We start from the raw sequence: 26810 nt of genomic DNA, 5'->3' as shown, positions 1-26810 counted from the left end.
AGCCCGTCCACCCGGTGCCGGAACCTGATCGTCACCAGGCCGTCGGCCTCGGCCTGCCGGACCCGCCGGAGAAACGGCTCCAGCACCCCCGGCCCGGTGCCCCAGGTGACGTGGAACCGGGGCACCGAGTTGCCGTGCCCGGTGGCCAGATAACCCCCGCGCTCGGCCCAGCCGACCACCGGGAAGAACCGCACTCCCTGATCGTGCAGCCATGACCGCTTCTCGCCGGCGGCGAAGTCGACGTAGGCCTGCGCCCAGCGGCGCGGCCAGTGGTCCTCGGGCCGGTCGAAGCCGGCGGTGCCCAGCCAGTCCTGCATGGCCAGCTCGTGCGAGTCGCGGATCCGAAGCCGGCGCTGCTCCGGGGAGTTCACCAGGAACAGCCCGCCGAAGGACCAGAACGCCTGCCCGCCCAGGGACTGCTCGGGCTCCTGGTCGAGCAGGATGACCCGCCGCCCGGCGTCGGCGAGTTCCGCGGTGGCCACCAGTCCCGCGAGGCCGGCTCCGATGACAATCACGTCCGCGTCGGTCATCGGGACAGGCTATCGGCAGCGGTTGCGTTTCCCCCTGGTCAGCTGATCGCCGGCGCCGACCGGCACGTGATAGGACTGGTGCGGTGATGACCACCCGCCCCGAGCTGCGCGGCAGTTTCGGCATGATCGCCAGCACCCATTGGCTGGCCTCGGCCGCCGGCATGAGCGTGCTCGAGCGCGGCGGCAACGCCTTCGACGCCGCGGTCGCCGGCGGCTTCGTCCTGCAGATCGTCGAGCCGCACCTCAACGGCCCGGGTGGCGACCTGCCGGTCGTCCTGTGGAGCGCCGCCGACGGTCGCGCGCACGTGGTCTGCGGCCAGGGGCCCTCGCCCGCTGCGGCCTCGCTGCGGTACTTCAGCGACCTGGGACTGACCCTGGTGCCGGGCAGCGGCCCGCTGGCTGCGACCGTCCCGGGGGCGTTCGGCGCCTGGACGGCGATGCTGGAGCGCTGGGGGACCTGGGAGCTGGCCGACGTGCTGGCGTTCGCGCTGCACTACGCCGAGGACGGCTTTCCGGTGCTGCCGTCGATCAGCCGGACGATCGGCGCGGTCGGCGCGCTGTTCACCGAGCACTGGCAGCCCTCGGCCGCCGCCTGGCTGGACGGCGGCGCCCCACCCGCGCCGGGCAGCTGGTGGCGCAGCCCGGCCATCGCCGCCACCTACCGGCGCATCCTCCAGCACGCCTCCGGCAGCACCCGCGAGCAGCGGATCGCGGCCGCTCGCGATGCCTGGTACCGCGGGTTCGTCGCCGAGGAGATCGAGTCGTTCTGCCGGCAGGCCTGGCGCGACACCTCCGGCCGCGACCATGCCGGCCTGCTCACCGCCGAGGACCTGGCCCGCTGGCAACCCACCGTCGAGGAGCCGGTCAGCACGCCGTACGCCGGGCGCTACCAGGTGCTCAAGACCGGCCCGTGGGGTCAGGGACCGGTGGTGGGGCAGCAGCTGCGGATGCTGGACGAGCTCGGCCTGCAGGGCGAGGATCCGCTGTCCGGACGGTGGATCCACCTGATCACCGAGGCCGCCAAGCTGGGCTACGCCGACCGGGAGGCCTGGTACGGCGACCCGGTGGCCAGCGATCTCCCGCTGGCTGCCCTGCTCTCGCCCGAGTACGCCACCGTCCGGGCCGCCCAGGTCGGCGAGCAGGCTTCCCTGGACCTGCGCCCGGGCTCACCGGATGGCCGGCCACCGCGGCTGGCTGCCTTGCCCGAGGCCGGCAGCCCGTCGCCCGGGATCGGCGAGCCGACCATGGCCAGCAGCGACCCCCAGCCCGGGCCGCTCGGCGAGAACCGGGGCGACACCTGCCACCTGGACGTCGCCGACCGGTGGGGCAACCTGGTCTCGGCAACCCCCAGCGGCGGCTGGCTGCAGAGCTCGCCGGTGATCGCGGCGCTGGGTTTCCCGCTGGGCACCCGGGCCCAGATGTTCTACCTGGAGCCGGACCTGCCGAACTCGCTGCGGCCGGGCGTCAGGCCGCGGACGACCCTGTCGCCGTCGCTGGCGCTGCGCGACGGCGAGCCGTGGCTGGCCTTCGGCACGCCCGGTGGTGACCAGCAGGACCAGTGGCAGCTGGCGTTCTTCACCGCCCTGGTCCGCGCCGGCGACGGAGCGGACCTGCAAGCGGTGATCGACGCCCCGATGTTCCACACCAACCACTTCCCGTCCTCGTTCTACCCGCGCGATGCCCATCCGGGTGAGCTGGTGGTCGAGGACCGGCTGCCGGCCGGGGTGCTGGCCGAGCTGCGCGAACGTGGCCACCGGCTGACGCTGTCGGGCCCGTGGACGCTCGGCCGGCTCAGCGCGGTGGCCCGGGAGGGCCGGGTGCTCAGGGCGGCGGCCAACCCCCGGGGCGCGCAGGGCTACGCGATCGGCCGCTGACGGGGACCAGCCGAGCAGGTCAGCAGAACGGCCAGTCTCACGTCGCCCCGGCGCCGCCCGGGCTCATGCCGCGGCTGGGACGACGCTGGGCAACATGGCCACGGTCGCGTTGCTGTTACCGGGGGGCTGGCTGGTGTAGCTGTGCCAGTTGCCGTCCGCGTCCTGCCAGTTGTAGCTGACGCCAGCCAGCGCGGTGGCGAACTCGACCACTTCCTGCCACGCGGCAGCAGCGGCGTTCAGGTCGTCCTGGGCCGCCTGGTACTGCTCCTTGGTGGCGTCGTAGTCGGAGTTGGCTAGCTCCTGCATCACCGCAGTGAGCTCGGCGTCGAGATCACGCCACATCGCGATGACCTGCTGGATCGCGATCTGCGTCGCGGCGTTCGCCTCGTCCAGCCACTGGAACTGCAGGTTCGTCGACTGGAGTTCCACGACGTCCTGGTTGTAGGCCTCGATCTGCTGCTGGTCGGCCTGGATGGACGCGTTCGCCGCCTGGATGCTTTGGGTGAGCAAGACGGTCTCGGTGATGGAGGCGGCCTCCCCCGCCACTCCGATCACGATCAGGCCGGCGCCGGCGAGTTCGGCGCCGGGGATGACGCAGCAGACGGCGCCGATCAGACCGACGTAGAGCGAGACGCTGATGCCGATCTCCGCGGCGGTGAGCGACTTGTTGAGCTTCTTGATCTCGTTCTTCAGGGTGACGATCTGCGCTTCGAGGGCCTGGATGTCGGCCTCGTCGGTGGCGGCGTCGGCCAGCGATTCGGTCGCAATCGTGTTGAGTGCGGCAGAGTCGGCGGTGATGTCCGTGGCGAACGTGTTCATCGAGGTGAGCAGTCCCTCGGCGGTGTCGATCTGGGTCTGGGCGATGGACTGCATGGTGAGCAGAGCCTTCTCCAAGCCGGCCTTCGCGTCCTGATTGGTGGGATCCGCGATCAGCACGTCGAGGTAGGCGTCGGCCATGCTTTCCTCCATGTTGAACAGGTCGGAGGCCTGGCTCACCAGGATGGCGGGGAACGACAGCATGGTCGGGAAGATGCTGGAGGTCCACTCGACGCAGTGCGCCTTGGCCGGCGCGAACAGCGTGGAGAAGGTGCCGTAGTCGGCTGGCGGCTGGTTCAGCACCGGCAGGGCGGTGTTGGCGATCGCGTAGGCGTAGGAGTTCACGGTCGCGCAGGCGTTCTGGTACTCGAGCAGTTGTTCGGTCGTCGGGGTTGCGGCGACGATGGCGCTGAGCTTCATGGGGATCTCCTGCTGATGCCTGAGGGGTCGCCGCGCAGCGGGGGTGCTGGCGCGGGCCAGCTGACCTTAACAGGAAATTAACAGGCGTAAGTAGCGTTTGGGGTAATAAGGACGACCGCTTGAAGAGCCGGACGGACTTGCCAGCGGCTCAGCCGGCCTGGGTCAGGATCTCCGCGCCGTCCTCGGTGATGTGCAGGGTGTGCTCCCACTGCGCCACCCAGGACCGGTCCCGGGTGACGACCGTCCAGCCGTCGTCCCACATCTCCCAGGCGAACCCGCCGAGGGTGAGCATCGGCTCGATGGTGAACGTCATGCCGGCCTCGATGATGGTGGTCGCGCGCGGCTCGTCGTAGGGCCAGATGGTGGGCTTGGTGTGGAAGGAGTACCCCACGCCGTGGCCGGTGAAGTCGCGGATCACCCCATAGTCGAACCGCTTGGCGTAGGACTCGATCACCCGGCCGATCACGCTGACCGGGCGGCCCGGCCGGGCTGCCTTGATGCCCCGCATCATCGCCTCGCGGGTCCGCTCGGACAGCAGCTTCACGTCCTCGGACGGCTCGCCGGCGAAGAAGGTGGCGCAGGTGTCGCCGTGCACGCCGTCGACGTAGGCGGTGATGTCGATCTTCACCACGTCGCCCTCGACCAGCGGCACGTCGTCGGGGATGCCGTGGCAGACCACCTCGTTCACCGAGGAGCACAGCGACTTCGGAAAGCCCTTGTAGCCCAGCGTGGACGGAAACGCCCCGTGGTCGAGCAGGAACTCGTGCCCGATCCGGTCCAGCTCGTCGGTGGTGATGCCCGGCGCCACGTGCCGGCCCACCTCGTCGCGGGCCAGCGCCGCGATCCGGCCGGCCACCCGCATCCGCTCGATCGTCTCGGCGTCCTTCACCGGCGGGTCGTCGCGGTCCCAGGGCGCTCCGGTGGGCCGGCCGGCGTTGTCGACGTACTCCGGCGGGACGACGGCCGGCGCGCTGCGCATCGGCGAGATCCGCCCCGGGCGCACCGGTGGCCGTGAACGGTTCAGCACCTCAGACCTCGATGACCATCGGCATCAGCATCGGACGGCGGCGGAAGGTCTTGTCCACCCACCGGCCGACGGTCCGGCGCAGGATGTGCTCCAGGGCGTCGGCGTCGCGGACCCCGTCGGCCACCGCCTTCTCCACGGTCTTGATCAGCTCCAGCCGGATGGGGTCGAGGGCCTCCGGGTCGTCGGTGAAGCCCTTGGCGGTCACCTCCGGCCCGTAGACCACCTTGCCGGCCCGCAGGTCCACCGCGACCAGGATCGAGACGAAGCCCTCGTCGCCCAGGATCTGGCGCTGCCGGATGACCGCGTCGCCGATGTCGCCGACCTGCAGGCCGTCGACGTAGACGTTGCCGATCTCGATCTGGCCGACGATCTCGGCGTCGCCGCCGCGCAGGTCCACCACCACCCCGTTCTCGGCCAGCATGATGTGCTCCGGGCGCATGCCGGTGGATTCGGCGATCGCGGCGTGCGCCCGCAGGTGGCGCCACTCGCCGTGCACCGGCATCAGGTTCTTCGGCCGCACCGCATTGAGCAGGTAGCGCAGCTCACCGGCCGGGGCGTGGCCCGAGACGTGCACCAGCGCCGTCGACTTGTGCACCACCGTCGCGCCGAGCCGGGACAGCCCGTTGATGACGGTGAAGACCGAGTTCTCGTTGCCCGGGATCAGCGAGGACGCCAGCAGGATCGTGTCGTCGGGAACGATCCGGATCACCGGGTGCTCGCGGTTGGCCATCCGGCTCAGCGCTGACAGCGGCTCGCCCTGGGACCCGGTGCAGATCAGCATCACCCGGTTGGACGGCAGCTGCTCGGCGTCCTTGAGCTCGACCAGCACGCCTTCGGGCACCGTGAGCAGCCCCAGGTCCCGGGCGATCTGCATGTTGCGCACCATCGAGCGCCCGACCAGCGCGGCATGCCGGCCGGATTCGACGGCGGCGTCGAGCACCTGCTGCACCCGGTGGACGTGGCTGGCGAAGCAGGCCACGATGATCCGCCCGGTCGCCCTGGTGATCACGTCGGCGACGACCTTGCCGACCTCCCGCTCGCTCGGGATGAATCCGGGCACCTCGGCGTTGGTGGAGTCCGACAGCAGCAGGTCCACCCCCTCGTCGCCGAGCCGGGAGAAGCCGGGCAGGTCGGTGATCCGGCCGTCCAGCGGGGTCTGGTCCATCTTGAAGTCCCCGGTGTGCAGCACCGTGCCCGCGGAGGTCCGCAGCGCCACCGCGAGGGCGTCCGGGATCGAGTGGTTGACCGCGTAGAACTGCAGGTCCCACTCGCCGACCGTCAGCCGGTCACCCTCGCGGACGATCCGCAGGTCCGGACGCAGCCGGTGCTGCTCCAGCTTGGCCGAGACCAGGGCCAGCGTCAGCCGGGAGCCGATCAGCGGGATGTCCGGACGCGAGCGCAGCAGGTACGGCAGCGCGCCGATGTGGTCCTCGTGGCCGTGGGTGAGCACGATGGCGTCGATGTCGTCGAGCCGGTCGGCGTAGGCCGACCAGTCCGGCAGTCCGAGGTCCACCCCGGGAGCGTTGGTCTTGCCGAGCAGCATCCCGCAATCCACGACCAGCAGCCGGGAGCCGCCCTTGCTGGGGGCTGTTGGGCTGGCGCCGGGTACGGCGGGTGACCGGCTCTCGAACATCGTCATGTTCCGGCCGACCTCGCTGATACCGCCGAGCGCGACGACCCGCAGGACGCCGTCCTGGAGCTTCGGAGGGTTTCCGAGCGCTCGTTCTGGCGTGCTCACCTGGAATAGCCTCCTGCGTGTTGGGTGGCCGTGGTGGCCGGGATCGCTGCGCCGCGCCCGTCGTGGGCGACGCGGGTGTCTGCCGCGAGTTTATCCATCGGCTGGACTACCGTGAGCGCCCATGAGCGAGGAGCCGATCAGTCCAGCGCAAGCGCTGCGAGGATGGACCGGAACGATAGCTGCGATGAGCGCTCGCGCGAAGAGCTGGTGAGGGGAATGAGCTCACCAGGGCATTCAACGGTGATCCACGCACTCGACAGCAGCCAGGTGCGGAACGTCGGCCTGGGCGCCATCGTGGTGATCGTCCTGCTCGGGCTGCTGCTGGCCAGGCTGGTCACCAAGATGATCACCAGGGTGATCGTGCTGCTGGTGGCAGTGGTGCTTGCGGTGGTGATCTATCAGCAGCGTGACCGGGTATCCAGCGCCGTCGCCGATGCCGGCAAGCGGTGCGAGGCGACCTTCTTCGGGGTGCACGTGCAACCCGATGACCCGGTGTCGCGCAAGGCCTGCGAGCAGGCCGGCAAGGTGCCTGCCAAGTAGCCGCCAGGTTTCGTTGGCCGCCGGGCAGAGCCGTCACCGGCGTGTCGCCCTGCTCTGGGGCCAACGATGATAGGTGGCCAGGGCCAGCGGCTCAGGCCGCGGCCTGGGTGGTCGGGGTCAGCACCCACCGGATGCCCCGGACCAGCCCGTCCCCGGCCAGCCGCACCACCGTCGCCTCGGCCAGCGGCAGGTAGGGCAGCCGCAGCGGCCAGCGGGCCCAGACCGGCAGGCTGGCCACCGCGGCGGCGGCCAGGATCCCGTACGGAGCCCGGACCGGCAGCGGCAGCGGCGGCTTGAGCAGCATGAACCTGGCCGCCTCCCGGGCCTCCCGGGTGCCCTTGAGCTCCGGCCGGTAGCCGTGCAGCTCGGCCCGGACCTGCGCCTCGGTGGTGGGCGGGTCCAGCACCCCGAGCGCGGCGGCCACCCGGGCGGCGTCGGCGACGTAGCCGTCCCGGCCGGCCTGGTCCAGCGATCCGGCGCCGTAGCGCTGGTAGGCGTACAGGAAGCTGTCCACCTCGGCCAGGTGCACCCACCGCAGCAGGTGCGGGTCGGACGCGGCGTAGGGCCGGCCGTCCGGCGCGATGCCCCGGACCCGCTCGTGGATGGCCCGGATCCGGGCGATCATCGCCAGGGCGTCGGCCTCGGTGCCGAAGGTGGTCACCGCCAGGAAGTGGCTGGTGCGGTGCAGTCGTCCCCACGGATCGCCGCGGTAGCCCGAGTGCCCGGCCACCCCGGCCATCGCCAGCGGGTGCAGCGACTGCAGCAGCAGCGCGCGCAGGCCGCCGACGAACATCGCCGCGTCGTTGTGCACCTGCCAGATCGGCCGGCTCGCATCGAACCAGCGGGGTCCGGAGGACAGGGCGATCTGCTGGCGCCGGTCGGGCCCCTTGCTGCCGGCCACCTGCTCGAACAACGCCGCACCCAGCCGCTCGCGGACGGTGGAGAGCACAGGAGGAATCACCCCATCGACTGTACGTCGCGCTACAGCGTGCCCATCCCGGCCTCGACCTGGGTCGGCGCCACCGGCGTCTGGCCGCTGGTGTGGCGCTGGCGTCCCTCGAGGTAACCGGCCAGCCCCGACAGCAGGGAGTTGATCACGATGTAGATCAACGCCACGGCCAGGTAGAGCTGCAGCGGGTTGCGCAGCACCTGCACCAGCTGCCCGCCGGTGCGCAGCAGCTCGGAGAACCCGATCACGAAGCCGAGCGAGGTGTCCTTGAGCAGCACCACCAGCTGGCTGATCAGCGCCGGCAGCATCACCCGGACGGCCTGCGGCAGCAGCACCATCCGCAGCGTCTGGCCCCGGCTGAGCCCGATGGCGTAGGCGGCCTCGGTCTGCCCCTTGGGGATCGACTGCACCCCGGCGCGGACGATCTCGGCGATCACCGCGCCGTTGTAGAGCGTCAGGGCCAGCACCAGCGCCCAGAGCGCAGGCAGGGGTCGGTGCACCACGAGCGGGAAGGCCAGGAACAGCGCGAAGATCAGCAGCAGCAGCGGGACGCCGCGGAAGAACTCGATCACGGCGACCACCGGCACCCGGATCAGCGGCTGCCGCGACAGCCGGCCGAACGCCAGCAGCACGCCCAGCACGGCGGCCAGCACCATGGCGTACACCGCCGCGTGCAGGGTGTTCTCCAGGCCGTCCTGCAGGCGCCGGTACAGCTGCGGCTCGGTGAAGAACGGCTTGTACTTGTCGTAGTCGAACTGCCCGTTCGCGGCCAGCCGCCGGGCGGCCAGCGCCAGCAGGCCGAGCAGCGCCAGGCCGCCGACGATGCTGCTGATCAGCACCCGCCGCCGGCCCCGCGGGCCCTGGACGTCGTAGAGCACCGGGGCGGTCATCGGCCGGCCGACACGGCGCGCTCGAGCAGGTTGAACAGGAAGGCGCTCACCAGCGCCAGCACCAGGTAGCCCAGCGCCGCGGCGGCGATGATCCACAGCACCGCGTTGCCGTAGGAGTTGATCATCTGGTTCATCGCCTGCACCCCCTCGAAGACGAAGAACGCCGAGGCGATCGAGGTGTTCTTGAGCAACGCGATGAAGACGCTCGCCAGCGGCGGGATGATGTTGGCGAAGGCCTGCGGGAGGACGACCAGCCGCAGCGTCTGGCCGAAGGTCATCCCGATCGACCGGGACGCCTCGGCCTGGCCAGCCGCCACCGAGTTGATCCCTGAGCGCACCGCCTCGGCGACGAACGCGGCGGTGTAGAGGCTCAGCGCCAGCACCGCGAAGCGGAAGAACGGCAGCTTGACGTCGATCTCGGGCAGCCCGAAGACCACCAGGAAGAACACCACCGTCAGCGGCGTGTTGCGTACCAGCCGGACGTAGGCGGCGCCGGCCCAGCGCAGCGGCGGGACCGGCGAGACCCGCATCGCGGCGATCAGGGTGCCCAGCAGCAGCGCCCCGATCGCCGCGAGCAGTGTCAGCGATACCGTCGTGCGAAAGCCCTTGACGAAGATGTCGAGGTTGTCGAGAACCTCGTTCATCGCGGCGTTCGAGCCCTACCGGACCGGCGGACGGCTACTTGTCGCAGCCGCGCGGCTCGGGCAGCGTCGGCGTGGTCTGGATGACCTTGCCGGCGGTCCCCCTGAACGCCTTCTCGTAGGTGCCGTCGGCGACCGCGTCCTTCAGCGTCTTGTTGATGAAGTCGCAGAACGGCTCCTGGCCCTCCGGGATGCCGATGCCGTACGGCTCCTGCGAGAACGGCTTGCCGAGGAGCTCGAACTTGTCCGGGGCCTCGCTCACGTAGCCGGACAGGATCACGTTGTCGGTGGTGAGGGCGTCGACCTGGCCGTTGGCCAGCGCGTCGCGGCACTTGGAGTAGGCATCGACCAGGACCAGCTCATTGGTGGTCAGGCCGTACTTGTCCTGCATGGTGGCCGCCGGGGTGGCGCCGCTGACGGTGCAGGTCTTCTTGCCCTTGAGGGACTCCGGGCCGGTGATGTTCTTGGGGTTGCCCTTGGCGACCAGGATGTCCTGGCCGGCGACGAAGTACGGACCGGCGAAGTCGACCACCTTGTCCCGCTTGTCATTGATGGTGTAGGTGGCCACCACCATGTCGACCTTCCTCTGCTGCAGGAAGGGCTCGCGGTTGGCCGACACCGACTCGACCCAGGTGATCTTGTCCTCGGCGATGCCGAGCTTGGCGGCGATCAGCTTGGCGATCTCGACGTCGAAGCCCTCGGGCTTGCCGGACAGGCCCTTGAGCCCGAACAGCGGCTGGTCGAACTTGGTGCCGATGGTCATCTTGCCGGACGCGAGGATGTCGGCCATCCGGGTGCCGGGCTCGAAGCTCGGCTTGGCGACCGGGGTCGTGACGTTCTTGTCCTCGTTGCTGTCGCCGCACGCGGCCAGGGACAGCACCAGCGCGGCGGCCGGGACTATGGAGATCAAGCGTAGGGAACGCATGGCGGGGGTCCTTCTCTGTTCGCCGGCACGGGGCGGCCGGCTGAGGCGGTCAATGAGTGAGGATCTTGGACAGGAAGTCCTGGGTTCGCGCGGATTCCGGGGTGGTGAAGAACTTCTCGGGGTTAGCCTGCTCGATGATGCGGCCCTCGTCCATGAAGACGACGCGGTGCGCCGCCCGCCGGGCGAAGCCCATCTCGTGGGTGACGACCACCATGGTCATGCCGCTCTCGGCCAGCGCGGTCATGACGTCGAGCACCTCGTTGATCATCTCGGGGTCCAGCGCCGAGGTCGGCTCGTCGAACAGCATCACCATCGGGTCCATCGCCAGGGCCCGGGCGATGGCGACCCGCTGCTGCTGGCCGCCGGACAGCTGTGCCGGGTACTTCTCGGCCTGGCTGGCGATCCCGACCCGCTCCAGCAGCTCGCGGCCGCGGGTTTGGGCCGCCGCCCGCTTGATGCCCTTGACCTTGACCGGCCCGAGCATGACGTTCTCGAGCACGGTCTTGTGGGCGAACAGGTTGAACGACTGGAACACCATGCCGACCTTCGCCCGCAGCTGGGCCAGCTCCTTGCCCTCGGCAGGCAGCGGCTTGCCGTCGATGGTGATGGTGCCCGAATCGATCGTCTCCAGCCGGTTGATGGTCCGGCACAGCGTCGACTTGCCGGAGCCGGACGGCCCGATCACGACCACGACCTCGCCCCGGTCGATGCTGAGGTCGACGTCCTTGAGCACGTGCAGGGCGCCGAAGTGCTTGTTGACGCCCGACAGCACGACCAGCGGATCGGTCGAGGAGTCGCGGGCGGCGGTCATCTGGTGATCACGGGGGGAGCCTATCGTCGCCCCTAGCGCGCCCGGCAGCCCCGGCGCTATACGGAGGGCTGATCGTGACCCGACCGTTGCCCGCCCAGCTGGGCGGTCTTGCTGGGCCGGCTGCGCCACCAGTGCACCGCGGTCGGCAGCAGCGAGAGCACCACCACCGAGACCAGGATCAGGTCGATCTTCGGTGCCACGGTGTCCTGCACGAAGTCTATGTGGCCCAGCGCCCGGCCGAGCAGCACGATGCCGTCGGTCCAGAGCACCCCGCCGATCACCGAGTACAGCGCGTACACCGAGAACCGCATCTTGCCGACGCCGGCCATCACGGTGGCCACCGTCCGCACCACCGGCACGAACCGGGCCAGGATGATCGTCGAGCGGCCGAACCGGTCGAAGAAGGCCTGCGAGCGGGTGACGTACTCGGGTTTGAACAACCGCGACTGCGGCCGGTCGAACACCTTGGGGCCGGCTTTCCAACCGATCCAGTAGCCGACCAGGTTGCCGGCCACCGCCGCGATCGGCAGCACTATCAGCACCACCGGCAGGCTGGGGAAGTTGATCGACGGGTCGTTGATGGCGATCAGCAGGCCGGCCGAGAACAGCAACGTGTCACCGGGCAGGAAGAAGCCGACCAGCAGGCCGCACTCGGCGAACAGGATGAGGGCCATCCCGATCAGGCCGTAACTGCCGAGCAGGTGCTTCGGCGAGATCGGGTTGGCAAGGATCTGGTTCGCCAGGTCATGCGTCGTCATACCTGGAAAGCTTACGGACGTCCGAGCCCGCTTCCGGCCAGCCTCGACAGCCGGTCCGGGGTTGCACAGCTGACATACAGCGGACTCGAAGCGGGCCGTTCAGCCGGTCCAGCCGGCCAGCAGCTCCCGCTCGCGCTCCGGGTCCAGGCCGGGCGTGCGCTGCGAGGGCTGCCAGCCCCCCTCGACGGAGCGCATCCACTCCCAGGTGTCCACCAGGGTCTGCCGGACCGGCCGGCACGCCAACCCCGCCGCCTCGGCCGGAGCCGTGTCGTGGGCCCACAGCCCGGGAGCCTCGGCGGCCGGGATCCACAACGGCAGCTCCGTCCAGCCCTCGACCCCGGCCCCGACCAGGTAGTCATCGCTCACCCAGACGAACTGCGCGTCCGAGCCGGTGACCTCGCGGGCCTCGTCCAGCAACTGGCCGCGGTTGATCTGATGGGCGGGCCCGGTCACCTCGAAGGCGCCCGCCGGCCGCAGCAGCGCGAACTCGGCGATGTCGCGGGCGTCGATCATCCGCAGCTCGTCCTCGGGCTTGCCGGGCGCCAGGGTCCGGCCGCCTCGCGCCACCCGGTCCAGCCACCAGGGCAGCCGGCCGATCCGGTCGTTCGGCCCGACGATCAGGCCGGCCCGCAGGATCGAGCAGCGGTGCTCGCCGAACGCGCGCAGCACCGCGCGCTCGGCGCCGACCTTGCGCCAGCCGTACGCCGCGCCCTCGTCGATGCCCTCGGGCACCTGCTCGCCGGGAGCGTCCGGGTCGCCGTCATGCGTGCCCTGCTGGTGGTAGTCGGGCGAATCCGGCCAGCCGGCGTAGGCGTTGATCGAGGAGGTGAAGGCGTAGTGGCCGGCGGTCGGCTCGAGCAGCTCGGCGCTGGCCTTGACCACCTCGGGCAGGTAGCCGGTGTCGAACACCAGGTCGAAGGCGGCGCCGGCCAGCTTCCGCAGGTCCTCCGGATCGGTCCGGTCACCGGTGACGGCCCGTGCCCCGGCCACCGGCGGGCCGGTCTGGCCGCGATTGAAGGTCGTCACGTTGTGGCCGCGGGCGACGCCGAGTTCGGCGACCGCGCGGGAAAGGAATACCGTTCCGCCCAGCACCAGGATCTCCATCGGGCCACCCGATCAGAGGCAGCCCGGGCAGGCAATGGATGTTCGCCACCAGCGCAGGTGGAATACTTCCCCTCATCCGGCACTGCGAGAAACTGCGAGAACCGACGGAGATACCGATGCCCATCGCAACCCCTGAGATCTACAACGAGATGCTCGATCGCGCCAAGTCGGACGGCTTCGCGTACCCGGCGATCAACTGCACCTCGTCGGAGACGATCAACGCGGCCCTCAAGGGCTTCGCCGATGCGGGCAGCGACGGCATCATCCAGATCTCCACCGGCGGGGCGGAGTTCGGCTCGGGCACCGGGGTCAAAGACATGGTGACCGGGGCGGTGGCGCTGGCCGAGTTCGCCCACGTGGTGGCGGCCAAGTACCCGATCCACGTCGCGCTGCACACCGACCACTGCCCCAAGGACAAACTGGACGGCTACGTCCGGCCGCTGCTGGCCATCTCTGCCGAGCGGGTGCGAGCGGGCCGCAATCCGCTGTTCCAGTCGCACATGTGGGACGGCTCGGCGGTGCCGTTGGAGGAGAACCTGCAGATCGCCGCGGAGCTGCTGAAGCTCACCCACGAGTCCCGGATCGTGCTCGAGGTCGAGATCGGCGTGGTCGGCGGCGAGGAGGACGGCGTCGCCAACGAGATCAACGACAAGCTCTACACCAGCGACGAGGACTATGCCGCCACCCTGGAGGCGCTGGGCGCCGGGGAGAACGGCCGGTACCTGCTCGCGGCGACGTTCGGCAACGTGCACGGCGTCTACAAGCCGGGCAACGTGAAGCTGCGCCCGGTCGTGCTCAAGGGCGGCCAGCAGGTCGCCTGCCGCAAGCTCGACCTGCCGGAGGGCTCCAAGCCGTTCGACCTGGTCTTCCACGGCGGTTCCGGCTCGACGCTGGAGGAGATCCGCGAGGCGGTCTCCTACGGCGTGGTCAAGATGAACGTCGACACCGACACCCAGTACGCCTTCACCCGGCCCATCGTCGGCCACATGTTCACCAACTACGACGGGGTGCTCAAGATCGACGGCGAGGTGGGCAACAAGAAGGCCTACGACCCGCGGTCCTACCTCAAGGCCGCCGAGGCGGGAATGGCCGCCCGGGTGGTGCGGGCATGTGAGGACCTGCTCTCGGCCGGGACCTCGGTCTCCGGCTCCTGACCTCTCGCTCCTGAGCCGACCCCCCGCGGTGGTCGGCGCAGCAGCCTTCTTGCCGAGCGCCGGCTCCCTGGCCGGGCACGGCACAATGGCGCCATGGACCTCCTAGCACCGCGAACCCTGCTGCCCGTCGATCCGGCCACCGCCAAGCTGGCCGCCGGAGCCGATCCGGTCCAGGTCGCCACCGAGCACCCGACGTCCTCGGCCGCCTGGGCGGCGCTGGCCGAGGAGGCGCTCGGCCGCGGCTTCTGGATCGAGGGGTACGCCTACGCCCGCACCGGCTATCACCGCGGGCTGGACGCCCTGCGCAAGGCCGGCTGGCGCGGGACCGGTCCGGTGCCGTGGTCGCACGAGCCCAACCAGGGGTTCCTTCGCGCGCTGCATGCCCTGGCCGTCGCGGCGGCCGCCATCGACGAGACCGACGAGGCCAGCCGCTGCGCGGCGTTCCTCGCCGACTGCGACCCGGCCGCCGCGGCGGCGCTCGGGTGAGCGAGCCGGAGGCGCCGGTCAGGCACGACCAGGCGTACTGGGACGAGCGCTACCGCTCGCAGGACCGGCTGTGGAGCCATGAGCCGAACCGGTACCTGGTCAGCGAGGCGTCCGAGCTCAGTCCGGGCACGGCGCTGGACGCCGGCTGCGGCGAGGGCGCGGACGCCATCTGGCTGGCCGGGCGGGGCTGGCAGGTCACCGCGGTGGACCACTCGAGCGTCGCGGTGGAGCGGGCGGCGGCCAATGCGGCGGCCGCAGGGGCTGAGGTCGCCGGGCGCATCGACTGGCAGCAGGCCGACCTCACCGGCTGGGACCCTGGCCGCGACCGGTTCGACCTGGTCTCGTCCCAGTACCTGCATCTGCCGCCCGGGCAGCGCGAACCGCTGATCGAGCGGCTTGCGGCCGCGGTCCGGCCGGGTGGCACGCTGCTGATCGCCGCTCACCATCCCTCGGACCTGCACACCACGATCCGCCGGCCCAAGCAGCCCGAGCTGTTCTTCACCGGCGATGAGATCGCGGCTGCGCTGGACCCGGCGCTCTGGGAGATCGTGACCAATGCCGCCCCGGAGCGCACCGTCACCGATCACGAGGGCCGCGGCGTCACCATCCGCGACACCGTGTTCCGCGGCCGCCGCCGGGCCTAGCCCCGCGTCACTTCATCAGCAGCGTGCCGAGCCGCCGGGTGGTCAGCCACAAGCCGAGCATGATCATCGCCACGAAGTAGCCCAGGTGCAGGAGCAGCCCCGCGTCGATGTGGCCGTAGGTGAGGGCCCGCATCACGGCCACCCCGTGGTGCAGCGGCAGGCACTGCACCACCAGCCGCAACCACGCCGGGTAGACGTCGAGGCCGTAGAAGGTCCCGGAGAACAGGAACATCGGCAGGATGAGCAGGTTGATCACCTCGATGTCCTGCCAGTCGCGCACGTAGGTCGTCACCGCCATGCCGAGCGCGGAGAAGCCGAACCCGATCAGCAGCGCCGCGGGCACCAGCAGCAGCGCCCACGGCGACAGGATCAGCCCCATCGCCAGCATCACCACCACGAACGCGACCGAGTACATGCCGCCGCGGGTCAGCGCCCAGCCCATCTCGCCGAGCGCGACATCCATCGGGGCCAGCGAGGTGGACAGCATCCCGTCGTAGAGCTTGGCGTACTTGAGCTTGAAGAACACGCTCATCATCGAGTCGTTCAGCGCCCCGTTCATCGCCGACGTGGCCAGCAGGGCCGGGGCGATGTACTGGGCGTAGCTCAGCGGCTGGCCGTGCGGGCCGGTCACCCCGCCGACCAGGGCGCCCAGGCCGGCGCCGAAGGAGAGCAGGTAGAACAGCGGCTCGAAGAAGCCGGAGACGATGATCAACCAGGACCGGCGGTGCACCCGCGCCGAGCGTTCCATCAGCACCGTGGCCCGGCCCGCGTAGATGCTCGGGGGCAGTATCCGCAGCAGCAGGCCGCGCCGCGGCGGGTAGGCGGCCGGTAACGGGTCGGCCGTGTCCAACCGGCTCATCGGCTCAACCTCACCCGGAACCGCCAGCCGGTCAGCAGCACCCCGGCGATCGTCAGCACGGTGAGGAACGCCAGGTGCCCGAGCAGGGCGGCAGCGCCGACCTGGCCGACCCCGGAGCTGAGGTGCAGTGGCGCGAGCGAGGCCCATCTGGCGAGCTCGGTGGCGTGCCAGAGCGGCGAGAGCCAGGCCAGCACGCGCGCCCACTCCGGCAGCATGCTGACCGGATAGAAGGTGCCCGAGAACAGGAACATCGGCATGACCAGGAACCGCGAGATCGCCGCGAAGCCGCCGCGTTCGGTGTCGACGGTGGCCGAGTAGACAGCGATCGGAGCCGCCAGGGCCATCGCGCCCAGGGTGGCGATCGGGACGCACAGCAGCGTGCTGATGCTGCGGACGCCGCCGAAGCAGGCCACCACCGCCAGGTACAGGGTGGCCGTGATCGCCGACCGGGCCGCGATCCAGGCGAGCACGCCGCCGGCGATCTGCCGGGGCGTCAGCGGCGTGGCGTTCATCGCGAAGTAGATCCGCTGGAACTTGAAGCCACCGAACAGGATCGGGTACATCGACTGGGCCACCGCCACCTGCAGCGCGGTGGCGGCGATCAGCGCCGGGGCGATGAAGCTGAGATAGGAGGTGCCCAGGCTCTGGCCGCCGGCGCGCCCATTGACGATGCTGCCCAGGCCGATGCCCAGCGAGAGCAGGTACAGCACCGGCGACCCGAGCTGGGACAGCGCCGCGATCTTCAAGTAGGGCCGGGTGGAGGCCAGCAGGTATCCGAACAGCGACGGCACACCCCCACCGCGCGCGCGCACCAGGTGCCGGGTGGGGGTGTGCCGGCCGGCCAGCGGCGGCGGGGTGATCGTGGGGGTCTCAGTCGACAAGGCTTCGTCCCGTCAGCCGCAGGAACACGTCTTCCAGGCTGGCGCGACGGACCAAGCTCGACACCGGCTGCAGGCCGCGCTCGTGCACCGCCCGCAGGACGGCTTCGCCGTCGCTGACGTAGAGGAGCAACCGGTCCGCCAGCACCTCGACCCGCTCGGCGAGGTCGGCGACCTCGGCCGCCCGGACCTCGTTCTGGTCGATGCCGAAGCGCAGCTCGGCGACCTCGCGGCTGACGTGCTCGGTGATCAGCCGGGCCGGTGAGCCCTCGGCGACGATCCGGCCGTTGTCCATCACCACCAGCCGGTCACACAGCTGCTCGGCCTCGTCCATGAAGTGGGTGGTCAGCACCAGCGTGACGCCCTGGTGCTTGAGCCGGTAGAGCCGGTCCCACAGCACGTGCCGGGCCTGCGGGTCCAGGCCGGTGGTGGGCTCGTCCAGCAGCAGGATCTCGGGGTCGTTGATCAGCGACCGCGCGATCGTCAGCCGGCGCTTCATGCCGCCCGACAGCGGCTCGACCTTGTCGCGGGCCCGGTCCGACAGCTGGGCGAAGTCCAGCAGCTCCTCGATCTTGGGCCGCAGCGCCCGCTTGGGGATGCCGAAGTACCTGCCGTAGATGTAGAGGTTCTCCCAGACCGTCAGCTCCAGGTCGAGATTGTCCTGTTGGGGGACCACTCCGAGCCGCGACCGGATCGCCGGGCCGGCGACCGTCGGGTCCAGTCCCAGCACCCGCAGCCGGCCACTGCTGGCCGGGGAGACCGCGCCGACCATCCGCATGGTGGAGGACTTGCCGGCGCCGTTCGGGCCGAGAAATCCGAACGATTCGCCCCGGGCGACCGAGAAGTCCACCGCCTTGACGGCCTCGAAGCTGCCGAACCGCTTGCTCAGCCCCACCGCCTCGATGAGTGGTTCGGCGGTGCGTTCGGCGCTGGTCACCGCGCGAGCCTACAAGCCACCGCTGATGCGAAGAGCCGGATCAGCGCGGGCCGGCCATGGCCAGGCCGACGGCGCGCTGGTCAGCGCCGCTCTGGCGTCAGCGCTGCTCAGCGCCCGCACTGCTCAGCGCCCGTACTGCTCAGCGCCCGTACTGCTCAGCGCCGGCCGGACACCAGCGCGACCAGGAACTGCCCACCACCGGGCTCGACGGTCGCGGTGACCGGCAGGTCCGGCGCCAGCCGGGAGAACCGGTCGACGAGCCAGCCGGCGGTCTGGTCGGCGTCCGACCGGCTGGGGCAGCGGGCCACCACTTCGCGGCCGCCCTTGCGCTCCAGCCGTTCGGCCACCCCGATCAAGGGCGCCGGGTCGGACACGAACAGCTGCGGCGGCCACGGGACGACCGGCTTCACCGCGCCCTTCCGGGTGTTGCAGCCACGGTGCGCCAGCCGCTCGCCGGCGCCGGCCTTGCCGCGGGTCTTCGCGGTGCTCAGGCTGTCCACGCTGGGCCCACGGGCGTCGTTCACCGACATCGCCGGATCGACCGGCTCGTCGCACAGCCAGCATCGCCAGCCGTCCCGCTCGGCGATCTCGTCCAGCCGGCTCATGGGGCGGGCGTCCGGGGTGGGGTGGTCACGGCCGCCACGCTAGCCCGCCTGCTCCCGCGGCCCGACACCGAGCGGAAACACCTCGTGCACCGTGTAGCGGGAGCCGCCGTGGCCCGGCTGGGACTGGATCAGCGCGATCTCGTCGACCTGCCAGCTCGGCCCGCTGTAGAGCTCGAAGACCCGCAGCCACCGGGTCAGCTCCATCGGGCGGCTGGCCCGGGCCAGCGTCAGGTGCGGCCGGAACTTCGAGCCGTCCACCTCGACGCCGGCCCGCACGGCCGCCGACCGGCTGCTGGCCGACAGCCGCTCCAGCGGTGCGGTGTCACCGGCCACTCCCATCCACAGCACCTTGCCCTGTGCCGGGTTGGGAAAGCTGCCGGCCCCCTGCAACCGCAGCTCGAACTCGTTCCGGCGCCCGGCGACCTCGGCCAGCCGCTCGACCAGCTCGTCGAGGTCCCGGTCGGCGACCGCGGGCAGGAACGCCAGCGTCAGGTGCCACTGCTCCTGCGACGACCACCGCAGCGGGCTGTCGCGCTCCCGCCGGGGCTCGACGAACTCGGCGAGGTCCTCTACCACCTCCAGCGGCGGCATCACCGCCACGAACATCCGCAGGCTCATCGGACTCTCCGCAGGTCTGGGTGGCTCGAAGGGCTCGCGGTCACCGGCCGGACAGCGACGGCGGGCGGACCGGCCGGACCGGCTGCGCGGACCGGGCGTTCTCGGCCAGCGGCTGGGCCGCCCGCATCCGGTTGACCTGCAGCGAGTGCACCAGCTCGGCGTGCAGGTCGTAGGCGTCCGCCGGCCCGACGCCGCGCTGGACCCGGTCGCGCAGGAAGGCCAGCTCGGTAGCGGCGGCCTGGAAGTCACGCAGCGCCAGCGCCCCAGCCTTGCCGGAACGCGCGGTCACCGACCGCAGCCAGGCTCGCCGGGCGGCGATGCTCTCCAGCCAGCCGGCCTCGGCCGGGGTGATCAGCCGGTAGTAGACCAGCTCGGGCAGCTGCCGCCGGACGACGTCCCGCTCGCGCCGGCGGTGGTGCCGGGCGATCAGCAGCGCGGCCAGGAACGCCGGGATCATGATCACGACGTAGACCACCAGGTACCCGGCGAAGCCGAAGGTCAGCGAGCCGTTCCACAGCGCGTGCAGGGTTACCGCCGCCAGGTAGCCGACCAGCGGGTATAGCCAGCGGGCCCGCTGCTGGGGACGGCTCACCATCAGGCCGACCCCGAACCCGATCATCGAGGTGAACAGCGGGTGCGCGAACGGAGCCAGCACCAGCCGCAGGATGACGGTGGCGACCGTGGCCTCGGTGCCCTGGCTGAAGCTCTGCGCGACGTAGCCGATGTCCTCGACGAAGGCGAAGCCGACCGCGGCGAAACCGGCGTACACCAGGCCGTCCACCACCCCGTCGAACTCGCGGCGCCGGGCGCCGGTGAGCATCACCAGCAGGAACGCGCCCTTGGCCGCCTCCTCGATGGCCGGGCCCACCAGGACCAGCACCACGCCGCGGCCGAGCACCTCGCTGCTGGCCAGCTCCAGCACCAGGCTGACCACGATCGCCACGCTCGCGCCCCACAGGAAGGCGAACAGCAGCAGCCGGCTGGGCTCGGGCTCCCACCGGTCGAGCCAGAAGTAACAGGCCAGCACCAAGGCCATCGCGATCGCCGTCAACGGCACGGCGACGATCAGCCCGACGGGATCCTGCACTCCTTCGATCAGCAGCACCCCGGCCGCGAGCACGGCCAGCAGGATCAGGACGGCGATCGGAGCGCCGGTGGCCCGGGCCTGCCGGCGCACCGACGGCTGGAACTGCTGGGGGCCGGCCGCGGCGGGGGTCGGGGTCGGTTCCACGCTCATGTGGTCACCAGCTCATCGCATCCATTCGCTCCGGTCCTCGCTCGCTGACGATCGTCACTCATGCTGCGACTCTATTGCCAGCCGGCCCGTCCGCTGCGACATCACTGGCTTCTGTGGATAGGCCTAGTACCTCATCCGAGCCTGGTCGGGCTACCTGCTACGCGCCGATCGGCCGGTCGGATTGACTGAAGCCGCTTTCGCTACGACACTGGTGGGGCGGGAAACTGCTGTCACAGTCTCCCGCCCCGAATGGATCGGCTTACCGAACCAGGAGGGTCCGGATCAGATAGGACACAGCCAGGATCGTCGGCGCGGTAGCCCCTACGGCAGCGCACCAGATCCTGGCTCTGTCTTTCCCTGACATCTTGCTCATCCACTCACCTCCCCCGCAATCAGGCCGCAGGACCGGATCACCTGCGGCCTGACCACCAGAAGGAAGCACCGGCCACCATCGCAGAACCGGGCGACCGGTCGCTGCGACCTCACAGGCTCTTGTGGATAACGCGTCTCACCCGGCGGGCAGCGCCAGCCGCCACAACGCCGGCTCCGACCAGAACGTCCGCTTGCCGCGCGGCCGCTCCCGGGCCACCCCGTCGGCCACGATCAGCGCAGGATCACAGGCCAGCTGCAGCGACCGGCCCCGGCAGGTCCGGCGGCGCAGCCGGCCCAGCTGCACGGTGGCCTCCAGCTCGGACGGCCCGAGCCGGCGCACCCGCAGCCCGCGGGCGGTCCCGTCGGCCAGCCGCTGATCGTCCACCACCGCCCGCAGCCACCAGCGCGCCTCCTCCCCAGGCCACGGCTCCAGCGAGGCCCCGTCCACGCAGACGCCGCCGGAATCGTCCTTGACCACGCCCACCAGCCGGGCCGCGCCCTGCCGGGCGACCCGCAGCTGGCCGTCCAGGTCGGCGGGCAATCCCAGCCGGGACAGGTAGGGCACCGGCTCCCGGAGCAGCACCGCTGTCTCCACCGTCTCCAGCAGGCCCCGGCGCAGCAGCCGGTGCAGCACCAGGTTCAGCCCGGCCAGGTCGGCGTCGATCACCAGCCGCGGCGCTTGGGCTCCCAACCGGCCGGGCCAGGCTTCCGCCAGCGCCGCGTCCACCCCGGCGGCGTCGGTCGCGGCATGCCGGTCCGTCCCGGCCGGCAGGCCCTCGGCAGGCGGCCGCGCGCCCACGCTGAGCTGCACCAGGCGCACCCGCTCACCCCCTCCGCTGGCGCTCGGCCGCGCTAGCGCCAGCTACATTGCACCAGGATGCGGTGCCCACCCCATCGCCTGCCCGGCCGGACTCGCCGGCCGGGGAGTTCCCGGACAAGGAGTCCGTACATGCCCGCCATCGTTCTGGTCGGCGCTCAGTGGGGCGACGAAGGCAAGGGCAAGGCCACCGACCTGCTCGGCAGCCGGGTCGACTACGTGGTGAAGTTCAACGGCGGCAACAACGCCGGGCACACCATCGTGATCAACGGCGAGAAGTTCGCGTTGCACCTGCTGCCCTCGGGCATCCTCAGCGAGAACTGCGTTCCGGTGATCGGCAACGGCGTGGTGATCGACCTCGAGGTGCTGTTCGGCGAGATCGACGCGCTGCAGGCGCGCGGCCGCTCCACCGAGAAGCTGGTGGTCAGCGCCGACGCCCACATCATCGCGCCGTACAACACCGTGATCGACAAGGTGACCGAGCGGTTCGCCGGCAGCCGCCGGATCGGCACCACCGGGCGCGGCATCGGCCCCACCTACGCCGACAAGATGAACCGGATCGGCATCCGGGTGCAGGACCTGTTCGACGAGGTGACGCTGCGCGACAAGGTCACCAGCGTCCTGAACCTCAAGAACCAGGTGCTGGCCAAGATCTACAACCGGCGCGCCCTGGAAGTGGACGCGGTAGTCGAGTTCCTGCTGTCCTACGCCGACCGGCTGCGGCCGATGGTGGCCAACACCGCGCTGCTGCTGCACGAGGCGCTCGAGGACGGCAAGACCGTGCTGCTGGAGGCCGGCCAGGCCACCATGCTCGACGTCGACCACGGCAACTACCCGTTCGTCACCTCCTCCAGCGCCACCGCGGGGGGCGCCTGCACCGGCAGCGGCATCCCGCCGACCCGGATCGCGCGGGTGATCGCGGTCGTCAAGGCCTACGCCACCCGGGTCGGCGAGGGCCCGTTCCCGACCGAGCTGCTGGACTCCAAGGGTGACGAGCTGCGCAACGCCGGCGCGGAGTTCGGCACCACGACCGGCCGGCCGCGACGCACCGGCTGGTACGACGCCCCGGTCGCCCGGTACGCCGCCCGGATCAACGGCGTGACCGACTTCGTCCTGACCAAGCTCGACATCCTCACCGGCCTGCCCGAGATCCCGGTCTGCGTGGCCTACGACATCGACGGGGTCCGCCACGACGACATGCCGATGACCCAGGCCGAGTTCCACAAGGCCGTGCCGATCTACCAGACCTTCCCGGGTTGGGAGGAGGACATCTCCAAGGCCCGGACGCTGGCTGACCTGCCGGCCAACTGCCAGGCCTACGTCCGCGCCCTGGAGGAGATGTCCGGAGCGCGGATCTCGGTGATCGGGGTGGGCCCCGGCCGTGACCAGTCGATCGTGCTGAACGACCTGCTGGCCTGAGCCGCCCTTCCCGCCCCGTCACTTCGTGTGAACCGGGTTAAGACCTTCTGCGGTGGAGTTGCCGAGTTCCGACTGATACGCCACGGTGATGCCGGTATCGCCCCTCCTTCCCCCAATGAAGTGGATGAAGCATGCGCAATCGGATCGTCGTATTCCTGCTCGGCCTGTTCGCCTCGGTGACCACCCTGATCGCGGTCAGCACCCCGGCGCACGCCGTCACCAAGCTGACCCACGCCCAGGCCACCTCGCAGCTGTCGGCCGCGGGCATCACCTGGAGCTCCAGCGGCAACTGCTCCAACCGCTACAACTCGACCTGCACCTCGTTCGAGCAGATCAACCAGAGCACCATCTCCGGCGTGATCACCCTCAAGCGGGCCAGCGGCTGCTCGATCAACATCACCGGCGGCACCGAGACCGGGCACGCCAGCGGCACCTACAGCCACTGGAACGGCTACAAGGTCGACATCAGCCACCGGACCTGCATCGACGGCTACATCAAGAGCGCCTTCACCCGGATCGGCAACCGCGGTGACGGCTACCCGCAGTGGCAGGCGGCCTCGGGCAACATCTACTGCGACGAGGGCAGCCACTGGGACATCCTGTACTACACCTGCGGCTGCTGAGCCGCCGACGTTCCCCAGAACCCGCATACCCGACTCGATAGCCTGGCGGGTATGCGGGTTCTCGTCGTTGGCTCCGGTGCTCGTGAGCACGCCCTCTGCCTGGCGCTGGCGGCCGACCCCGCCGTCACGGCGCTCATCTGCGCGCCGGGCAACGCCGGCACCGCGACCATCGCCGAGCACCGCCCGCTGGACGTCTCCGATCCCGCGGCGATCGCGGCGCTGGCTGTCGAGGTGCGGGCCGGCCTGGTGGTGATCGGCCCGGAGGCCCCGCTGGTGGCCGGGGCGGCCGATGCCGTCCGCGCCGCCGGCATCGCCTGCTTCGGGCCGTCCCGGCAGGCCGCCCAGCTGGAGGGCAGCAAGGCCTTCGCCAAGGACGTGATGGCCGCCGCGGGCGTCCCGACCGCCCGGGCCCGGGTGTGTGGCGCGGCCGCCGAGGTGGACGCGGCGCTGGAGGAGTTCGGGCCGCCCTACGTGGTCAAGGACGATGGCCTGGCCGCCGGCAAGGGCGTGGTGGTGACCGAGGACCGGCGCCTGGCCGCCGAGCATGCCGCGGCCTGCGGGCGGGTGCTGGTGGAGGAGTACCTGGACGGCCCGGAGGTGTCGCTGTTCTGCGTCACCGACGGGGTGACCGTGCTGCCGCTGCTGCCGGCCCAGGACTACAAGCGGATCGGCGACGGCGACACCGGCCCGAACACCGGGGGCATGGGCGCCTATGCCCCGCTGGACTGGCTGCCGGCCGAGACGGTGGAGCAGGTGGTGCGCGAGGTCGCCCAACCCACCGTGGACGAGCTGCGCCGGCGCGGGACGCCCTTCACCGGCCTGCTCTATGTCGGGCTGGCGATGACGGCGGCCGGGCCCCGGGTGATCGAATTCAACGCCCGGTTCGGCGACCCGGAGACCCAGGTGGTGCTGGCCTTGCTGGAATCGCCGCTGGCCGGGCTGCTGCACGCGGCGGCCACCGGGAACCTGGCCGGCTGCCCGCCGCCCCGCTGGCGCTCCGGGGCGGCGGTCACGGTGGTGATCGCGGCGGCGAACTACCCGGGCCGGCCGCGGCTGGACGACCCGATCACCGGGGGCGACCAGCCCGGTGTCATCCACGCCGGCACCCGCCGCGACGGCGACGGGGTGCTGCGCTCGGCCGGTGGCCGGGTGCTGTCGGCCACCGCCGTCGGCCCCACCCTGGCCGAGGCCCGGGACGCGGCCTACCGGCTGGTGGCCGGCATCGAGCTGGCCGGCAGCCAGCACCGCACCGACATCGCGGCCGCCGCCGTGACGCAGCAGGCTGCCGGATAGGCCGGGCTCAGGCGTCGCCACGGCGGAGCTGCCAGGCGGCCCAGCCGATCAGCACCAGCGCGTAGCCGCACATCACCGCGAACCCGGTCCAGGGCGCCAGCGGATTGCTGACGCCGTAGCTCCCGCCGACCAGCATCGCGCCGGCATTGGACGGCAGGTACTGCACGACGTGGCTGGAGAACGGCGCGGGCAGCAGCAGCATCAGCGGCGGGATCACGAAGAAGGCGCCGACGAAGGTCGAGATCGCCGCGGCGGTGTGGCGCAACAAGGCGCCCAACGCCAGGCCCGTCATGCCGGCAACGGTCAGGTACAGCGCCGCGCCGACGACCGACCGCAGGGTCGCGGGGTCCGCGAGCGAGGCGGTCGGATGATGCCCGCTCAGCAGGGCCTGGCCGATCAGGAACGACGTGAGGCTTGCCAGCAGCATGGCGCCGAAGACGGCCGCGGCGAACACGGCCAGCTTGGCCCACAGGACCGGCAGCCGTCCCGGCACCACGGTCAACGACGCGCGGATCATCCCGGTGCTGTACTCCCCGCTGATCAGCAGGACGCCCAGCACGCCGATGGCCAGCTGCGCGAAGAAGGTGCCGGTCAGGCTTGTCGAGGTCGCGCTCTCGCCCGGATTGAAGCTGGGCTGGCTGGCCGCGATGGCCGCGAACAGGGCGCCGAGGCCGATCATCAGCACGACGGCCGTCAGCAACGTGTAGACCGTGGACCGCAGCGACCGCAGCTTGGTCCACTCCGAGAGCACCACCCGCAATTGGGTGACCCGCAGGACGCCGCGGCTGATCCCGGTCGAGCTGAGCGCTGGAGCTTCGACGGTGGTCATGCCGCCACCGCCACGGCGCCGGTGCGGCCGGCGATCTCGGTGGAGCGGTACTCGACGGCGTCGCGGGTGAGGTGCATGAACGCCTCCTCCAGCGAGGCCTGTTGGACGGCCAGCTCGAACAGGGGCACCCGGGCCTGCCACGCGATGGTGCCGATGTGCTCGGCCGTCACACCGTCGACCCGCAGCAGGTCGGGCTGCTCGCTGGTCACGGTGATGCCCGGCGCGCGCAGCAGGCTCCGCAGCTGGGCCGCCTCCGGGGTGCGGACGATCACGGAGTTCTGTGAGGCGCGGGCGACGAACTCCTCGACCGTGGTGTCGGCGATCAGGCGGCCGCGGCCTACGACGACCAGCCGGGTGGCGGTCTGGGCCATCTCACTCATCAGGTGGGAGGACACGAACACCGTGTGCCCGTCGGCGGCCAGGCCCTTGAGCATCGTGCGCATCCACAGCACCCCCTCCGGGTCGAGGCCGTTGACCGGCTCGTCCAGCACCACGGTCTTCGGGTTGCCCAGCAGCGCCGAGGCGACTCCCAGCCGCTGGCCCATGCCCAGGGAGAATCCGCCGGCCCGCTTGCCGGCCACGTCGTGCAGGCCGACCAGATCGATCACCTCGTCCACCCGCCGCCGGTTGATGCCGTTGGTCTGCGCCAGCGCGAGCAGGTGGTTGCGCGCGGATCGGCCGGTGTGCACCGCCTTGGCCTCCAGCAGCACGCCCAGCTCGGACATCGGGGCGCCGGCGGACCGGTAGTCCCGGCCGTTCACGGCAACCCGGCCGGCCGTCGGCTCGTCCAGTCCGGCGATCATCCGCATCGTGGTGGACTTCCCGGCGCCGTTCGGGCCGAGGAATCCGGTGACGATGCCGGGCTGGACCACGAAGCTCAACCCGTCCACCGCGAGTGTGTCGCCGTATCGCTTGCTGAGATTCTCTACTTCGATCATCGCCGTGCCTTTCGTTGGCTAGCGGGTGCTAGGGGGTGGGAGGCGAAGCCCTCCCGGGCTGGAGATGATCGCGTGGCG

The 26810-nt window shown here is 71.0% G+C and carries 28 protein-coding genes; 8 read left to right on the top strand and 20 right to left on the bottom strand.

From position 1 onward, the window contains the following. The coding region (locus VF612_RS14755; RefSeq protein ID WP_408660609.1) for an FAD-dependent oxidoreductase at positions 1 to 530 on the bottom strand (530 nt) is incomplete at its 3' end. An 86-nt stretch (positions 531 to 616) separates the two neighbouring features. Here VF612_RS14755 and VF612_RS14750 point away from each other — a divergent pair. Beyond that, a complete protein-coding gene (locus tag VF612_RS14750; protein ID WP_408660611.1) occupies positions 617 to 2404 on the top strand; it encodes a gamma-glutamyltransferase family protein in 1788 nt (595 codons plus the stop codon). Positions 2405 to 2467: 63 nt separating this feature from the next. Here VF612_RS14750 and VF612_RS14745 read toward each other — a convergent pair whose 3' ends face one another. From VF612_RS14745 to VF612_RS14735, 3 genes are all read right to left on the bottom strand, one after another. Next, a complete protein-coding gene (locus tag VF612_RS14745; protein WP_408660608.1) occupies positions 2468 to 3640 on the bottom strand; it encodes an HBL/NHE enterotoxin family protein in 1173 nt (390 codons plus the stop codon). A 148-nt stretch (positions 3641 to 3788) separates the two neighbouring features. Beyond that, entirely contained in the window at positions 3789 to 4619 is an 831-nt protein-coding gene (gene map, locus VF612_RS14740) for a type I methionyl aminopeptidase (protein ID WP_408660607.1), read from the bottom strand. Positions 4620 to 4668: 49 nt separating this feature from the next. Beyond that, on the bottom strand, positions 4669 to 6405 hold the full coding sequence (locus tag VF612_RS14735) for a ribonuclease J (RefSeq protein WP_408660606.1): 1737 nt from the start codon (positions 6403 to 6405) through the stop codon (positions 4669 to 4671). A gap of 240 nt (positions 6406 to 6645) precedes the next feature. Between VF612_RS14735 and VF612_RS14730 the strand changes: the two genes are divergently transcribed. Continuing rightward, positions 6646 to 6945: a hypothetical protein gene (locus VF612_RS14730; protein ID WP_408660605.1), complete on the top strand. Its 300-nt coding sequence runs from the start codon at positions 6646 to 6648 to the stop codon at positions 6943 to 6945. 91 nt (positions 6946 to 7036) lie between these two features. Here the strand turns inward: VF612_RS14730 and VF612_RS14725 are convergent, their stop codons facing one another. From VF612_RS14725 to VF612_RS14695, 7 genes are all read right to left on the bottom strand, one after another. Next, a complete protein-coding gene (locus VF612_RS14725) occupies positions 7037 to 7906 on the bottom strand; it encodes an oxygenase MpaB family protein (RefSeq protein ID WP_408660604.1) in 870 nt (289 codons plus the stop codon). A gap of 20 nt (positions 7907 to 7926) precedes the next feature. Further along, positions 7927 to 8784 carry an amino acid ABC transporter permease gene (locus VF612_RS14720; protein ID WP_408660603.1) on the bottom strand — a complete coding sequence of 286 codons (858 nt, stop codon included), beginning with the start codon at positions 8782 to 8784 and terminating at the stop codon, positions 7927 to 7929. Beyond that, complete coding sequence (locus tag VF612_RS14715) at positions 8781 to 9428, bottom strand: amino acid ABC transporter permease (protein ID WP_408660602.1); 648 nt, start codon at positions 9426 to 9428, stop codon at positions 8781 to 8783. Before VF612_RS14715 ends, VF612_RS14720 begins: the two co-directional genes overlap by 4 nt. 34 nt (positions 9429 to 9462) lie before the next feature. Then, positions 9463 to 10350: a glutamate ABC transporter substrate-binding protein gene (locus VF612_RS14710; protein WP_408660601.1), complete on the bottom strand. Its 888-nt coding sequence runs from the start codon at positions 10348 to 10350 to the stop codon at positions 9463 to 9465. Between the two features lie 49 nt (positions 10351 to 10399). Then, entirely contained in the window at positions 10400 to 11161 is a 762-nt protein-coding gene (locus VF612_RS14705) for an amino acid ABC transporter ATP-binding protein (RefSeq protein WP_408660600.1), read from the bottom strand. A gap of 56 nt (positions 11162 to 11217) precedes the next feature. Further along, the gene (locus VF612_RS14700) at positions 11218 to 11919 is read right to left on the bottom strand and encodes a DedA family protein (protein ID WP_408660599.1); all 702 of its coding nucleotides are present in this window, start codon (positions 11917 to 11919) and stop codon (positions 11218 to 11220) included. Positions 11920 to 12018: 99 nt separating this feature from the next. Beyond that, positions 12019 to 13023: an NAD-dependent epimerase/dehydratase family protein gene (locus tag VF612_RS14695; protein WP_408660598.1), complete on the bottom strand. Its 1005-nt coding sequence runs from the start codon at positions 13021 to 13023 to the stop codon at positions 12019 to 12021. A gap of 116 nt (positions 13024 to 13139) precedes the next feature. Between VF612_RS14695 and fbaA the strand changes: the two genes are divergently transcribed. From fbaA to VF612_RS14680, 3 genes are all read left to right on the top strand, one after another. Continuing rightward, entirely contained in the window at positions 13140 to 14177 is a 1038-nt protein-coding gene (gene fbaA / locus VF612_RS14690; protein ID WP_408660597.1) for a class II fructose-bisphosphate aldolase, read from the top strand. Between the two features lie 93 nt (positions 14178 to 14270). Then, entirely contained in the window at positions 14271 to 14663 is a 393-nt protein-coding gene (locus VF612_RS14685; protein ID WP_408660596.1) for a DUF3151 domain-containing protein, read from the top strand. Continuing rightward, positions 14660 to 15307 (top strand): class I SAM-dependent methyltransferase, encoded by a 648-nt coding sequence (locus tag VF612_RS14680; RefSeq protein ID WP_408660595.1) that lies wholly within the window; start codon positions 14660 to 14662, stop codon positions 15305 to 15307. The genes VF612_RS14685 and VF612_RS14680 overlap by 4 nt, the downstream gene beginning before the upstream one ends. 7 nt (positions 15308 to 15314) lie before the next feature. Here the strand turns inward: VF612_RS14680 and VF612_RS14675 are convergent, their stop codons facing one another. The 7 genes from VF612_RS14675 to VF612_RS14645 form a co-directional block, all read right to left on the bottom strand. Further along, complete coding sequence (locus VF612_RS14675) at positions 15315 to 16166, bottom strand: ABC transporter permease (RefSeq protein WP_408660594.1); 852 nt, start codon at positions 16164 to 16166, stop codon at positions 15315 to 15317. Further along, complete coding sequence (locus VF612_RS14670) at positions 16163 to 17047, bottom strand: ABC transporter permease (RefSeq protein ID WP_408660593.1); 885 nt, start codon at positions 17045 to 17047, stop codon at positions 16163 to 16165. The genes VF612_RS14675 and VF612_RS14670 overlap by 4 nt, the downstream gene beginning before the upstream one ends. Beyond that, positions 17037 to 17981 carry an ABC transporter ATP-binding protein gene (locus VF612_RS14665; protein WP_408660592.1) on the bottom strand — a complete coding sequence of 315 codons (945 nt, stop codon included), beginning with the start codon at positions 17979 to 17981 and terminating at the stop codon, positions 17037 to 17039. The genes VF612_RS14670 and VF612_RS14665 overlap by 11 nt, the downstream gene beginning before the upstream one ends. A 155-nt stretch (positions 17982 to 18136) precedes the next feature. Then, positions 18137 to 18586: a hypothetical protein gene (locus tag VF612_RS14660; protein ID WP_408660591.1), complete on the bottom strand. Its 450-nt coding sequence runs from the start codon at positions 18584 to 18586 to the stop codon at positions 18137 to 18139. 39 nt (positions 18587 to 18625) lie between these two features. Continuing rightward, positions 18626 to 19204, bottom strand: a complete 579-nt coding sequence (thpR, locus tag VF612_RS14655) for an RNA 2',3'-cyclic phosphodiesterase (RefSeq protein ID WP_408660590.1) — start codon at positions 19202 to 19204, stop codon at positions 18626 to 18628. 40 nt (positions 19205 to 19244) lie between these two features. Beyond that, complete coding sequence (locus VF612_RS14650) at positions 19245 to 20441, bottom strand: PrsW family intramembrane metalloprotease (RefSeq protein ID WP_408660589.1); 1197 nt, start codon at positions 20439 to 20441, stop codon at positions 19245 to 19247. A 508-nt stretch (positions 20442 to 20949) separates the two neighbouring features. Continuing rightward, complete coding sequence (locus VF612_RS14645; protein WP_408660588.1) at positions 20950 to 21633, bottom strand: hypothetical protein; 684 nt, start codon at positions 21631 to 21633, stop codon at positions 20950 to 20952. A gap of 129 nt (positions 21634 to 21762) precedes the next feature. Here VF612_RS14645 and VF612_RS14640 point away from each other — a divergent pair, with 129 nt between their 5' ends. The 3 genes from VF612_RS14640 to purD all read left to right on the top strand — a co-directional run bounded on the left by VF612_RS14640 (position 21763) and on the right by purD (position 24965). Continuing rightward, entirely contained in the window at positions 21763 to 23049 is a 1287-nt protein-coding gene (locus VF612_RS14640; RefSeq protein ID WP_408660587.1) for an adenylosuccinate synthase, read from the top strand. Between the two features lie 131 nt (positions 23050 to 23180). Then, positions 23181 to 23672, top strand: a complete 492-nt coding sequence (locus VF612_RS14635) for a hypothetical protein (RefSeq protein WP_408660586.1) — start codon at positions 23181 to 23183, stop codon at positions 23670 to 23672. 51 nt (positions 23673 to 23723) lie between these two features. Beyond that, positions 23724 to 24965, top strand: a complete 1242-nt coding sequence (purD, locus tag VF612_RS14630; RefSeq protein ID WP_408660585.1) for a phosphoribosylamine--glycine ligase — start codon at positions 23724 to 23726, stop codon at positions 24963 to 24965. A 7-nt stretch (positions 24966 to 24972) separates the two neighbouring features. Here purD and VF612_RS14625 read toward each other — a convergent pair whose 3' ends face one another. Together VF612_RS14625 and VF612_RS14620 are read right to left on the bottom strand one after the other, a co-directional pair. Continuing rightward, complete coding sequence (locus VF612_RS14625) at positions 24973 to 25794, bottom strand: ABC transporter permease (protein ID WP_408660584.1); 822 nt, start codon at positions 25792 to 25794, stop codon at positions 24973 to 24975. Beyond that, entirely contained in the window at positions 25791 to 26732 is a 942-nt protein-coding gene (locus tag VF612_RS14620; protein ID WP_408660583.1) for an ABC transporter ATP-binding protein, read from the bottom strand. The genes VF612_RS14625 and VF612_RS14620 overlap by 4 nt, the downstream gene beginning before the upstream one ends. Positions 26733 to 26810: the final 78 nt, after the last annotated feature.

The organism is Jatrophihabitans sp. (genome assembly GCF_036388195.1).
Lineage (GTDB): Bacteria > Actinomycetota > Actinomycetes > Mycobacteriales > Jatrophihabitantaceae > Jatrophihabitans_A.
This window is presented reverse-complemented; position numbering and strand designations above follow the sequence as displayed.